11 protein-coding genes are annotated in these 12,764 nt (G+C 70.2%); 2 read left to right on the top strand and 9 right to left on the bottom strand.

All coding sequences use genetic code 11. The features are described 5' to 3' along the window. The first annotated feature begins 506 nt into the window (after window positions 1–506). Entirely contained in the window at window positions 507–1,463 is a 957-nt protein-coding gene (dapD, locus tag SOM19_RS16805; RefSeq protein WP_320487727.1) for a 2,3,4,5-tetrahydropyridine-2,6-dicarboxylate N-succinyltransferase, read from the top strand. A gap of 13 nt (window positions 1,464–1,476) precedes the next feature. Here dapD and ddaH read toward each other — a convergent pair whose 3' ends face one another. The 7 genes from ddaH to SOM19_RS16770 form a co-directional block, all read right to left on the bottom strand. After that, entirely contained in the window at window positions 1,477–2,238 is a 762-nt protein-coding gene (gene ddaH, locus SOM19_RS16800; RefSeq protein WP_320487726.1) for a dimethylargininase, read from the bottom strand. Between the two features lie 10 nt (window positions 2,239–2,248). Beyond that, window positions 2,249–3,544: a citrate synthase gene (locus tag SOM19_RS16795; RefSeq protein WP_320487725.1), complete on the bottom strand. Its 1,296-nt coding sequence runs from the start codon at window positions 3,542–3,544 to the stop codon at window positions 2,249–2,251. Window positions 3,545–3,728: 184 nt separating this feature from the next. Then, window positions 3,729–4,838 carry a succinyldiaminopimelate transaminase gene (dapC, locus tag SOM19_RS16790; protein WP_320487724.1) on the bottom strand — a complete coding sequence of 370 codons (1,110 nt, stop codon included), beginning with the start codon at window positions 4,836–4,838 and terminating at the stop codon, window positions 3,729–3,731. A 27-nt stretch (window positions 4,839–4,865) separates the two neighbouring features. Beyond that, window positions 4,866–5,186, bottom strand: coding sequence for a ferredoxin (gene fdxA, locus SOM19_RS16785; RefSeq protein ID WP_320487723.1), 321 nt, complete (start codon window positions 5,184–5,186; stop codon window positions 4,866–4,868). Window positions 5,187–5,195: 9 nt separating this feature from the next. Then, a complete protein-coding gene (locus SOM19_RS16780; RefSeq protein ID WP_320487722.1) occupies window positions 5,196–5,567 on the bottom strand; it encodes a DUF6113 family protein in 372 nt (123 codons plus the stop codon). 31 nt (window positions 5,568–5,598) lie between these two features. Continuing rightward, the gene (locus SOM19_RS16775; RefSeq protein WP_320487721.1) at window positions 5,599–5,913 is read right to left on the bottom strand and encodes an AzlD domain-containing protein; all 315 of its coding nucleotides are present in this window, start codon (window positions 5,911–5,913) and stop codon (window positions 5,599–5,601) included. Continuing rightward, window positions 5,910–6,677 (bottom strand): AzlC family ABC transporter permease, encoded by a 768-nt coding sequence (locus tag SOM19_RS16770; protein ID WP_320487720.1) that lies wholly within the window; start codon window positions 6,675–6,677, stop codon window positions 5,910–5,912. The genes SOM19_RS16775 and SOM19_RS16770 overlap by 4 nt, the downstream gene beginning before the upstream one ends. Window positions 6,678–6,896: 219 nt before the next feature. Here SOM19_RS16770 and SOM19_RS16765 point away from each other — a divergent pair, with 219 nt between their 5' ends. Beyond that, window positions 6,897–8,951, top strand: coding sequence for a pectate lyase family protein (locus SOM19_RS16765; RefSeq protein WP_320487719.1), 2,055 nt, complete (start codon window positions 6,897–6,899; stop codon window positions 8,949–8,951). A gap of 75 nt (window positions 8,952–9,026) precedes the next feature. Here SOM19_RS16765 and typA read toward each other — a convergent pair whose 3' ends face one another. Together typA and SOM19_RS16755 are read right to left on the bottom strand one after the other, a co-directional pair. Then, the gene (gene typA / locus SOM19_RS16760) at window positions 9,027–10,940 is read right to left on the bottom strand and encodes a translational GTPase TypA (RefSeq protein WP_320487718.1); all 1,914 of its coding nucleotides are present in this window, start codon (window positions 10,938–10,940) and stop codon (window positions 9,027–9,029) included. Window positions 10,941–11,057: 117 nt separating this feature from the next. Further along, window positions 11,058–12,737 (bottom strand): ABC transporter ATP-binding protein, encoded by a 1,680-nt coding sequence (locus SOM19_RS16755; RefSeq protein ID WP_320487717.1) that lies wholly within the window; start codon window positions 12,735–12,737, stop codon window positions 11,058–11,060. Window positions 12,738–12,764: the final 27 nt, after the last annotated feature.

Below are 12,764 nucleotides of genomic sequence, written 5' to 3'. Positions count from 1 at the left end.
TATTTTGGCATTTGACAAGTGCACGCTGTTGAGTTCTCAAGGATCAGACGCTCCCACCAACCAGCCTCACGACCAGCCCAGCAGGGCAACTTCACTATCTTATCCCTCTCGCTCCGTCTGTCAAACCGACGCGCCGTGACTGTTGAGGTCGGACGGCAGCGATCGATGACCGCGGTTTCCGGAAGGGAGACTCCCATTCTAGACCCGAAGGCCGGCCACCTCAATGAGGTGATGTTGAAGGGAGGTGGTCCGCTGCTTGAGGGGGGTGAGGCTCTGGGCCTCTCCGCTTCCCTGTGGGGCGAACAAGAAGAACACTACGTGAGGCTGGGCGAACGCGCGAATCGAGCCCCCCGCCCGGGCGTGTCGCGGCAGGTCCCGACGCGCTTCACAGAAACAGAACCCCTGATGGCGCGCGATTCGGTGGACGACGGCATCCGCTCGTCCCGGATAAGTCTCGGAGTGCAACCCGGTGACGGCCCCGCACCTCACGGCGCTACCGTGGAGGCATGAGCGACGAGCGATGGGTATGGGGCGTCGGCCTCGCGACGACGGCAGAAGACGGCACGGTGCTGGACACCTGGTTCCCCTCCCCCGAGGTGGGACGCATTCCGCTGGGGTTCGATCCGGCGATGCCGCCGGATGAGATCGACCGCCTCGCCGTACCCGATGCCCGCCGGGCGGTGACCGTCGACATCGTGACCATCGAGGTCGACCTCGATGAGGCGCCGGCCTCGACGTCCGACGCCTATCTGCGGCTGCACGCGCTGTCCCATCGCCTGGTGGCTCCCAACCAGGTCGATCTCACCGGCATCTTCGGGTTCCTGCCGAATGTGGCGTGGACCAACGCCGGGCCGATGCATCCCGAGACTTTCACCCGCCTGCGCCCCTTCCTCGCGCGGGAGGGCATCCAGGTGCAGGGCCTCGACAAGTTCCCGCGCCTGCTCGACTACGTCACGCCGCCCGGAGTGCGGATCGCGGATGCGTCGCGCGTGCGCCTGGGCGCCTACCTCTCGCCCGGCACCACCGTGATGCACGAGGGCTTCGTGAACTTCAATGCCGGCACCGTCGGCCAGAGCATGGTCGAGGGCCGGATCTCGCAGGGCGTCGTCGTCGGCGACGGCAGCGACATCGGCGGCGGCGCCTCCATCATGGGCACGCTGTCCGGCGGAGGCACGCACCAGGTGTCGGTCGGCGCGCGATCGCTGCTCGGCGCGAACGCCGGCATCGGCATCTCACTGGGCGACGACTGCGTCGTGGAGGCGGGGCTCTACCTCACGGCGGGCTCGAAGATCGTGCTGGCCGACGAGCCACGCCGTGCGGACGGATCCCCCACCACCGTGAAGGGCGCGGAGCTGTCGGGACGCAACGGTCTGCTGTTCCGGCGCAACTCCCTCACCGGTGCGGTCGAGGCGGTGCGGCGCGCGGGCGTCGGCGTCACGCTCAACGAGGCGCTGCACGCCTGATCGATCCGAAGGATCAGTCCCGGACCCGCACCGACAGGCATGTGACGCAGCCCTCGAGCTTCTCGAACTCGGTGACCGGCGTCGTGATGACCTCGAGACCGCGGCCGCGGAAGAGCTCCGCGCTCTCGGGCGCGTCCGCGGACATGAGGACGGTGGTCTCGTCGAGCACGACGACCGCCGTGCCGTGCGCCTCGGGAACCGCGAGGAAACGATCGAACGACGCCGGGTCGTCCACCAGGGGAGGGTAGCCGATCACGGTGCCGTCCGGCAGCGCCGTCACGCCCGACTTGAGGTGCAGCACCTTGGTCACGGGCACCTCGACGACTGTCCAGCCGCGCGGCTCGATGGCGGCCCGCAGCTGAGAGATGCCCGCATCGTTCGTCCGCGCCGACCGGCCGACGTACGCCGTGCGGCTCACCTTGAGCACATCGCCGCCGTCGAGAGTGCCGGGCTGCTCGATCCCCACCACGAGGAGGCCGGATGCCACGACCGCCGCCTCGACCGTCGAGGCTTCGCCGCGCCGGGACTCAGCGCCCGCGCGGCACAGCACCGCCAGGTCGTCGAAGACCACGACGGCATCCTCGACGAACACCCCGTCGGGCTGTGCGTCGGCCGGCTCGACCTCGATGACGTCCCACCCGCAGGAGCGGAACGCCGTGACGTAGGCCTGCCACTGCTCGTGCGCGAGAGCCGGGTCGACGGCCACACGCTCGAGGTGCGTGAGCTCGCCCTCGGCGAGGAGCGGCGACGGACGGCGGACGAAGAGCCGAGGCATCCGCTCGTCCTCAGACGCCCGGGTAGTCGCGCTCGCCCGCGCCGATGTACAGCTGCTGGGGGCGGCCGATCTTGGTCTGCGGGTCGCTCGCGGCCTCGCGCCACTGCGCGAGCCAGCCCGGCAGTCGCCCGATGGCGAACAGCACCGTGAACATGCGGGTCGGGAAGCCCATCGCCTTGTAGATGACGCCGGTGTAGAAGTCGACGTTCGGGTACAGGCGACGCTCGCGGAAGTAGTCGTCGCTCAGCGCGATCTCTTCCAGCTGCTTCGCGAGGTCGAGGAGCGGATCGCTGACGCCGAGCGCCGTGAGGACCTCGTCCGCCGATTCCTTCACGAGCTTGGCGCGCGGGTCGTAGTTCTTGTAGACGCGGTGCCCGAAGCCCATGAGCTTCACGCCGTCTTCCTTGTTCTTGACCCGCTCGACGAAGCGCTGGACGCTCTCGCCCGACTCCTGGATGCGCGCGAGCATGTCGAGCACGGCCTCGTTCGCGCCGCCGTGCAGCGGGCCGTAGAGCGCGTTGATGCCGGCCGAGATCGACGAGAACTGGTTCGCTCCGGTCGAGCCGACCAGGCGGACGGTCGACGTGGACGCGTTCTGCTCGTGGTCCTCGTGCAGGATGAGCAGCCGCTCGAGCGCCCGCGACATGACGGGGTCGACCTCGTACACCTCGGACAGGACGCCGAAGTTCAGCTTGAGGAAGTTGTCGACGAACCCCAGCCCGTTGTCGGGGTAGAGGAACGCCTGGCCGACGCTCTTCTTGTGCGCGTACGCGGCGATGACCGGCAGCTTCGCGAGCATGCGGATCGTGTTCAGCTCGACGTGCTCGGGATTGTTGGGGTCGGTCTCGCCCTCGTAGTACGTCGACAGCGCCGACACGGCCGAGGAGAGCACGGACATCGGGTGCGCGGTGTGCGGCAGCGCCGAGAAGAACCGCTTCAGGTCTTCGTGGAGCAGCGTGTGGTGACGGATGCGGTCGTCGAACGCCGCCAGCTCGTCTGCCGTGGGCAGCTCGCCGTAGATGAGCAGCCAGGCGACCTCGAGATAGGTGCTGTTCTTCGCGAGCTGCTCGATCGGATAGCCGCGATAGCGCAGGATGCCCTGGTCGCCGTCGATGTACGTGATGGCGGACTTGGTCGCCGCCGTGTTGACGAAGCCGTAGTCGAGGGCGGTGTGCCCCGTCTGCCGGGTGAACGTCGAAAGATCCACACTCGGCGTCCCGCCGCTGCCCCGCAGCAGCGGGAACTCGGCGGTCGTGTCACCGATCGTGAGGGTGGCCTTCTCCTGCTGGGTGCCCGCGTCGCTCACGGCGCCTCCTCGCGATTTCTGGTCGTGCCGGGGGTGTCGTCCGTCTCGCGGACGCTCAAGAGGCGTCTTCCGAGTACGGCAAGCGGGGACGGGATTGTCGCGCCGCCGCGTCATTACAGCCTAGTGCGCTCGCACGCCTACTGCTGACACAGCCAAAGGGCAGCAGCATCCGATGGAGGAATCCTCACGCGGTGGGGCGGAGCCGGGCCGAGGCCGCGGCGATGCGCTCGTCCGGTGCCGTGAGCGAGAGGCGGATGTGCCGCGGGAAGTGCGTGCCGTAGAAGTGCCCGGGGCCGGCCAGGATGCCGAGATCGGCGAGGCGTGCGAGGCTCTCCCACGCGTCGCGCCCCTCCGTGGCCCACAGGTACAGCCCGGCCTCGCTGGCATCCACCTGGAAGCCGGCCGACTCGAGCGCCGGCTTGAGCATCGCGCGTCGCCGGCGGTAGCGCTCCTTCTGGGCCGCGACGTGGTCATCGTCGCCCAACGCGGCGACCATGGCGGCCTGCACGGGCGCGGGAAGCATCAGTCCGAGGTGCTTGCGCGAGGTGACCAGGCGCGCCACGATCTCCGGATCGCCGGCGAGGAACGCCGCGCGGTAGCCCGCGAGGTTCGACTGCTTGCTCAGCGAGTACACCGAGAGCACGCTGTCGACGGAGCCGCCGGTGACCCGCGGGTCGAGCGCGGACGGGATGGGCTCGGCGTCCCACGGCGCCTCCCAGCCGAGCTCCGCGTAGCACTCGTCCGAGGCCAGCACGGCGCCGAGCTCGCGCGCCCGGGCCACGGCGGCGCGGAGTCCTTCGACGTCGAGCACGCGTCCGTCGGGATTGCCGGGCGAGTTCACCCACACGAGGCGCGTGCCGGCCGGCCACTCCGCCGGGTCATCGGAGGGGAACGGCGTCGCACCGACGAGCTCGGCCCCGACCGCGTACGTGGGGTAGGCCGCACGCGGGTGGACGACGACGTCGCCCGGGCCGAGTCCGAGCAGCAGAGGCAGCAGTGCGACGAGCTCCTTCGAGCCGACCGTCGGAAGGACATGGGCGGCGGTCAGGCCCGGCACGCCGCGGCGCCGCGCGTACCACTGCGCGATGGCGTCGCGCAGGGCGGGAGTCCCGACGGTCTGCGGGTACGCGTGGGCATCGGTGGCAGAGCGGAGGGCCGCGGCGACGATCTCGGGCGTCTCATCGACGGGCGAGCCGATGGAGAGGTCGACGAGGCCGTCGGGATGAGCCCGGGCACGCTCGGCGTAGGGGGCGACGGCGTCCCAGGGGTAGTCGGCGAGATCCGCGACGCCCACGTCAGCGCTCCCCGCGGTGGGCGAGGGTCACGGTGCCTGTGGAGGGAGGGCGGCGATGACGGGGTGGTCCTTGTGGATCACGCCGACCTTGGCAGCGCCGCCGGGCGACCCCACGTCGTCGAAGAACTCGACGTTGGCCTTGTAGTAGTCCTGCCACTCGTCGGGCAGGTCGTCCTCGTAGTAGATCGCCTCGACGGGGCAGACCGGCTCGCAGGCGCCGCAGTCGACGCACTCGTCGGGGTGGATGTACAGCGACCGGTCGCCCTCGTAGATGCAGTCCACCGGGCACTCGTCGATACAGGCCCGGTCTTTGACATCCACACAGGGAAGAGCGATCACATACGTCACTCCCCCAGTCTAGTTCTCCTCGCGGGGGCCGAAGCGGTCGGGCCAGCCCACCACGATCGCGACGATGATCGGCAGGGCCAGCGTCCACACCGAGCCCAAACCGGTCTCGGGCACGACCACCGAGCCGCCGGGGCCACGCCCGGAGAAGACGAGGGTCGTCGTCATCATGCCCAGACCGGTGGCCAGCGCCGCCCAGCGGTCCAGCGTGAGCATCCGCACCGCGACGAGCAGCGCCGCGCAGCCGACGATCCCGAGGACCAGACCGAGGGGGAACCAGCCGAGCTCGTACGCGTGGGCGATCGTCCCGGCGAGCCCGTACACCGCGCCGACGACGAAGGCCACGAACCACGTGCCGACGCGGGCGGGAACGGAGGAACGCACCCGTCGACTCTACCGGCGCTGCTGAGGGCCCTCAGGCCGCCCAGCCCCACAGCCGCAGGAGCGCAGCCGTGAGCGCCGCCGCCGCCACGACGACGAGGAAGGGGGCGCGGAGCAGCAGCAGACCGGCCGCGACCAGCACCGCGGGCACACGGGCGTCGACGACGATCGCCTGCCCGGCGCCGAGCGTCTGCACCGCCACGAGGGCGGCCAGAAGGGCGACCGTCAGCAGGTCGGCGATGCGCATCGGCCGCGGAGCCTCCACCCAGCGCGCGGGCATCAGATAGCCGACGGTCTTCAGCGCGACGCAGATGATCGACGCCACGAGGATCGCGGTCCACATGGTCACGGCATCCCCTCCCGCTCTGCGACGTTCCGGGGCTCATCCCAGTCCGTGCCCTCGTCGTCGGAGCCGAGCCAGTTCAGCCAGCCCACGACGACCGCCACGGAGGCGGCGATGATGACCGGGAGCCCGGGCATGAGCACCGGGGTGAGGATCGTCGCGACGACCGCCGCCGCGACGCCCACGACGATCGGCTGCCGGCGGCGCAGGCGCGGCCACAGGAGCGCGAGGAAGGCGGCGGCGGCCGCGGCATCCAATCCGTACTCTCTGGGGTCTCCCAGCACGTCGCCGAGCAGTGCACCGGCCAGGGTGGAAAGGTTCCAGCCGATGTAGATGCCGATGCCGGTCACCCAGAAGCCGAGCGTGCGCGCGTGACGGGTCTTCTGCGCGAGGGATACGGCCGTCGACTCGTCGATGGTGAACTGCGCGGCCGCGGCCCGGCGCCAGAAACCCGGGCCGATGACCGGCGACATGCGCATGCCGTACGCGACGTTGCGCACTCCGAGCAGCGCGGCCGACGCGATGGCGGCCGGCGCGGCCGCGAGTCCCCCCGCCCCTACGACACCGACGAAGGCGAACTGCGAGCCGCCGGTGAACATCAGCAGGCTCATCACGCAGGTCTGCCAGACGTCGAGCCCCGACGCGACCGCCAGTGCGCCGAACGAGATGCCGTAGGCACTGGTGGCAAGCGCGACGCCGAGACCCTCGCGCACCGCTCGCCGGGCCTCGCCGGCGTGGTGCTCGTCGTCGAAGTGCGGGTCGAGGCTCACCCGTTCGATGCTACCGACGGGGCTCGCGACCTCCCGCGTGCCGCCGCGACACGGGTGGCACGATCCCTGCCATCTTCGGGGTGCCCCGTGGGGCATCCGGGGATTGCGCTTTCCGTCGGTCGTTGCGATGCTGGGGACACCGCAGAAAACGCTTCCTCAGCTTGCAGACGCCCTCGCGTCCGTTCTCATCACGATTCTGCCGTCGGACGAAGGAGTCCCATGAGAACGACCCTGCCCGCGCGCGAGCGCGCACCGCGCACGATCGCCCCTCTCGCCCTGGCAGCCGCAGTGGCGGCCGGCCTGATCGTCGGCGCCGGCGGTGGCCCGGCCGCCGCGGCTCCGCCGACCGCTCCCCCACCGCCGGCCGTGGATCTCGGGCGCGAGGCGATCGCCGAGAACGACGGCTGGGCCTCCTGGACCGGCCCCACCTTCCCCGAGCGGATCGAGCGTGCGGCGGCGCGGACCACCGGTGGCGCCGCCGCCGATCCGTCCGAGGTGTACGTCGTCGACACCTGGCAGGAGCTGCGCGACGCTCTCGCCGGCACGCCCGGCGGATCCCAGAACGACGCCCGGTTCAACGTGGTGCCGAGGATCGTCTACATCACCGGCACGATCGACCCGTGGCTGCAGCCGGACGGCACGCGCCTCACCTGCGACGACATCGCGGGCCGGGTGACCGTCGCCGGCACCGGCGCCCCCTTCGCGATGGCCGACTACATCGCGGCCTTCGGGCCCGGCATCGACCCCGCCGGACCGCTCGAGGCCGCACGGGTGGCCGCGGCGGCGATCCAGGCGCAGCTCACGCTCCAGCACATCGGCTCGAACGTCACCCTGGTCGGCGTGGGCGAGGCGACCGTGACCGGCGCGTCGCTTCGGATCCGCGACGCGCACAACATGATCGTCCGCAACCTCACCCTCTCGGACGCCTATGACTGCTTCCCGCAGTGGGACGCCAACGACTCGGGCGGCAACTGGAACTCGGCGTACGACAACCTGTCGGTCTGGACGGCGACGAGCGTCTGGATCGACCACAGCACCTTCGGCGACGGCGAGCATCCTCCGGCCAGCCTGGACCGCGTGTACGGGCGGCCCTTCGAGGTGCACGACGGGCTCGTCGACGTGACCCACGGCGCCGATCTCGTGACGCTGTCGTGGAACTGGTTCCAGCACCACGACAAGACCGACATCATCGGTTCGTCGGACTCGCGGCTGCAGGACCGAGGGCAGCACCGGGTCACGCAGCACCACAACCGCTGGACCGACATCGGCCAGCGGGCGCCGCGCGTGCGGTTCGGCGACGTGCACGTCTACAACAACCTGTACGAGCAGACGGATGCCACGGCCCACGAGACCGTGCCCGGATCGCCGTTCTTCCAGTACTTCTGGGGCGCGGGCGTGGAGAGCAGCATCGTCGCGGAGCAGAATGCGTTCGAGCTGCTGGAGTCGTCCCCGGTCGAGCGGATCATCGCCGGCTGGAAGGGCACCGAGCTCTCGGCCACCGGCAGTCTCGTCAACGGCGAGCCCGCGGACGTCCTCGCCGCGTTCAATGCGACGGCGGCCGTCCCGCTCTCGCCCGACGTACGCTGGAGCCCCGCCGATCACTACGCCTACACGGCGCAGCCGGCCGTGGAGGTCCCGGCCGCGGTGCGGGCCGGCGCCGGCGCCGGCATCCTACGCTCCGGATCGCCGGTGGCGACCGCGGCGCCCGGCACCTTCGCCCTCTCCGACGACAACGGCTGGGACACCGGACTGCGCGACGGCGACTACCGCGTCAGCGCCGACCTGTGGTGGGGGCGCAACGCCACGGTCGTCAAGCTCTACGAGAACGGCCGGCTCGTCGGAGCCCAGCGGCTCGACGACGCCACGCCGGGTGCTCAGCACGTCACGTTCGACATCACCGGCAAGGCCGACGGCACGTACGCGTACGAGCTGATCGCCCTGAACCCCTACGGCGAGACGAGGTCTGCGGTGCACACCGTGGCGGTGACGGATGCCGCGCCCGCCCGTGCGGTGCTGTCGGCGGCGGGTCTGCGGACCGGGGCGCCCGCGATCACCGCGAACCTCTGGTGGGGCACGAACGCCACCGAGTACGTGCTGTTCCAGGACGGCATCGAGATCGACCGCCAGGAGCTCGTGGCCGCCACGCCCGGCGCCCAGTCCGCGACCACGGCGCTCACGGGCCTCGCGCCAGGGACGTACGTGTTCACGTCCGAGCTGCGCAACGCCGCGGGCGCGACCGCCACGCGACCGCTCACGGTGACGATCCGCGGCTGACGGGAGCCGCGGCATCCGGAATCACGAAAGGGCATGTCCCCCGCAGAAGCGGTGGGGCATGCCCTTTCGAAGGGATCAGGCGTTCGCGTCCTGGCGCTTCAGACGCGCGGTGGCGCGGGCGCGCTCGGTGGCGTCGAGGTTCACCTTGCGGATGCGGACGATCTCGGGCGTCACCTCGACGCACTCGTCCTCGCGGGCGAACTCGAGGCTCTCCTCGAGGGAGAGCTGACGCGACGGGGTCATCGACTCGAACGTGTCGGAGGTGGACTGACGCATGTTCGTCAGCTTCTTCTCCTTGGTGATGTTCACGTCCATGTCGTCGTTGCGCGAGTTCTCGCCGATGACCATGCCCTCGTAGACCTCCTGCGTGGGCTGGACGAAGAACGACATGCGCTCCTGCAGCGCGATGATCGCGAAGGGGGTGACCACACCGGTGCGGTCGGCGACGATGGAGCCGTTCTGACGGGTGACGATGCTGCCCGCCCAGGCCTCGTAGCCGTGCGAGATGGCATTGGCGATGCCGGTGCCGCGTGTCGTCGTGAGGAACTCCGTGCGGAAGCCGATCAGGCCGCGCGAGGGAACGACGAACTCCATGCGCACCCAGCCCGTGCCGTGGTTCGACATGCTCTCCATGCGGCCGCGACGCGTCGCCAGCAGCTGCGTGATCGCGCCGAGGTACTCCTCCGGGGCGTCGATGGTGAGGTGCTCGAACGGCTCCTGCAGCTCGCCGTCGACGCGGCGGGTGACCACCTGGGGCTTGCCGACGGTCAGCTCGAAGCCCTCGCGGCGCATGTTCTCGACGAGGATGGCGAGAGCGAGCTCACCGCGACCCTGCACCTCCCACGCGTCCGGGCGTCCGATGTCGACGACCTTGAGCGAGACGTTTCCGATGAGCTCGCGGTCGAGGCGGTCCTTGACCAGGCGCGCCGTGAGCTTGTGGCCCTTGACCTTGCCGGCCAGCGGCGAGGTGTTGGTGCCGATCGTCATCGAGATCGCGGGGTCGTCGACGTGGATCTGGGGCAGCGGACGGACGTCCTCCGGGTCGGCGATCGTCTCGCCGATCGTGATGTCGGGGAAGCCCGCGATGGCGACGATGTCGCCGGGGGCGGCGCTCTCGGCCGGGTAGCGCTCGAGGGCGCGCGTCTTCAGCAGCTCGGTGATGCGGGCGCTGCTGACGGTTCCGTCCGCGCGCACCCAGGCGACGGTCTGGCCCTTCTTCAGGGTGCCGTTGAAGACGCGCAGAAGCGCGAGGCGACCGAGGAACGGGCTCGAGTCGAGGTTGGTGACCCACGCCTGCAGCGGGGCCTCGTCGTCGTAGACGGGGGCAGGCACGTGCTCGAGGATCGCACCGAAGAGCGGCTCGAGGTCGGCGTTGTCGGGCAGCTCGCCGTTCGCCGGTCGGTTGCGCGAGGCGGCGCCGGCGCGGCCCGAGGCATAGACGACCGGCACGTCGAGAAGCGCGTCGACGTCGAGGTCGGGCACGTCGTCGACGAGGTCGGAGGCGAGGCCCAGGAGCAGGTCGTGCGCCTCTTCCTCGACCTCGGCGATGCGCGCGTCGGGGCGGTCGGTCTTGTTGACCAGGAGGATGACGGGAAGCTTGGCCTCGAGCGCCTTGCGCAGCACGAAGCGGGTCTGCGGCAGCGGGCCCTCGCTCGCGTCGACCAGCAGCACGACGCCGTCGACCATGGACAGGCCGCGCTCGACCTCTCCGCCGAAGTCGGCGTGACCGGGGGTGTCGATCACGTTGATCGTGACGGGGCCGTCCTTGGCGTGCTCGCCGGAGTACGTGATCGCCGTGTTCTTGGCGAGGATCGTGATCCCCTTCTCGCGCTCCAGGTCGTTCGAGTCCATGGCGCGCTCCTCCATGTGCTCGTGCGAGCCGAAGGAGCCGGTCTGACGAAGCATGGCGTCGACGAGGGTCGTCTTGCCGTGGTCGACGTGGGCAACGATTGCGACGTTGCGAAGGTCTGAACGGAGGGCGCGCACCATGAAGGATCCTTGCAAAAAAGAGGGAGGGCCGGGATGCCGGCATCCCCAGCCTATCGCAGGCAGCCGAAAGCGACCTGAGGGTGCGTGCAGGCACCGCTCAGGCCGCTTCGGTTCACATCAGTCCTGCTGCGCGAGGAGCGCGGCACGCGCTTCGCGGCGCATGCGCTGCTCGGCGGGGTCGGGCACCGGCACGGCGGAGATGAGCCGCTGCGTGTAGGGATCCTGCGGGTTGCGCAGAATCTGCTCCTTGGTTCCCTGCTCCACGATCTTGCCGTGCTGCATCACCGCGATGCGGTCGGCGAGGAGGTCGACGACCGCGAGGTCGTGCGTCACGAACAGCGTCGCGAACTGCTGCTCCTTCTGGATCGCCTGGAGGAGCTCCAGCACGCGGGCCTGCACCGAGACGTCGAGCGCGCTCGTCGGCTCGTCGGCGACCAGCACCTTCGGGTCGAGCGCGAGGGCGCGCGCGATGCCGATGCGCTGGCGCTGACCACCCGAGAGCTCGTGCGGGTAGCGGTTGCGGAACTCGCGGGGCAGCTCGACCATGTCGAGCAGCTCGGTCACGCGGCTCGCGATCGCCTTCTTGTCGCGGCCGGCCAGCTCGAGCGGCTCGCCGATGGACTCGCCGACGGGCCAGCGGGGATTGAGCGACGAGCCCGGGTCCTGGAAGACGATGCCGAGCTTGCGGCGCACCGCGCGCAGCTGCTTCGTGTCGACGCCCACCATCTCCTGACCGGCGACGCGGAGCGTTCCCTCGGCGATCGGGACGAGGCCGACGATCGCACGCGCGATCGTCGTCTTCCCCGACCCCGATTCGCCCACGAGGCCGAGCACCTCGCCCGGCTGGATCGAGAGCGACGCGTCCGCGACAGCCCGGAACGCGGGCACCCGCCCGCGCTTGGGGTAGTCGATCGACACGCGGTCGAGCAGCAGCGCTGCGGTCGCATCCTGGCTCGTCGACGCGATGTCGGCCACGGCGGTGCCGAGCCCGAGGTGCGGGACGGACGCCATGAGCGCCTTGGTGTAGGGGTGCTCCGGCGCGCTGAACAGCTTCGCCGAGGTGCTGTGCTCGACGACGTCGCCGTCCTTCATGACCATGACGTCGTCGGCCATGTCGGCGACGACGCCCATGTCGTGCGTGATGAGGATGATGGCCGAGTCGAGCTTCTGGTGCAGGTGGCGCAGCAGGTCGAGGATCTCGGCCTGCACCGTGACGTCGAGCGCGGTGGTCGGCTCGTCGGCGATGAGCACGCGCGGGTCGAGCGAGATCGACTGCGCGATCATCGCGCGCTGGCGCTGACCGCCCGACAGCTGGTGCGGGTACGAGTTGTACGCCTTCGTCGGGTCGGGCATCTCGACCAGGCCGAGAAGCTCGATCGCGCGGGCCTTCGCCTGCTTGCGGGTCATGCCCGGGCGGTGGGTGAGGATCGTCTCCGAGATCTGGAACCCGATCGTGTACACCGGGTTCAGAGCCGTCATCGGCTCCTGGAAGATCGCCGCGATGCCCTCACCGCGCACCTGGCGCAGCACCTCTTCGCGGGCGTTGATCAGCTCACGGCCGGCAAGCTTCGCACTGCCCGACACGCGGGCGTTCTTGGGCAGCAGGCCCATGATCGCCATCGAGCTCGTGCTCTTGCCCGAACCCGACTCACCCACGATGGCGAGCACCTTGCCCGGCATCAGGTCGTACGTGACGTGCTTGGCAGCCGCGGCCCAGCCGCCGCCCACCCAGAACTCCACGCCGAGGTTCTTGACGGACAGCACGGGGCCGCCCTCCTGCGGGACGTGTCCGCGCATGCGGGCATTCTCCTTCGTGCTCATCGA

It is taken from the genome of Microbacterium sp. CFBP9034 (genome assembly GCF_034045255.1).
Classification (GTDB): domain Bacteria; phylum Actinomycetota; class Actinomycetes; order Actinomycetales; family Microbacteriaceae; genus Microbacterium.
The sequence above is the reverse complement of the archived record's forward strand: the minus strand, read 5'-3'. Positions and strand labels throughout refer to the sequence as shown.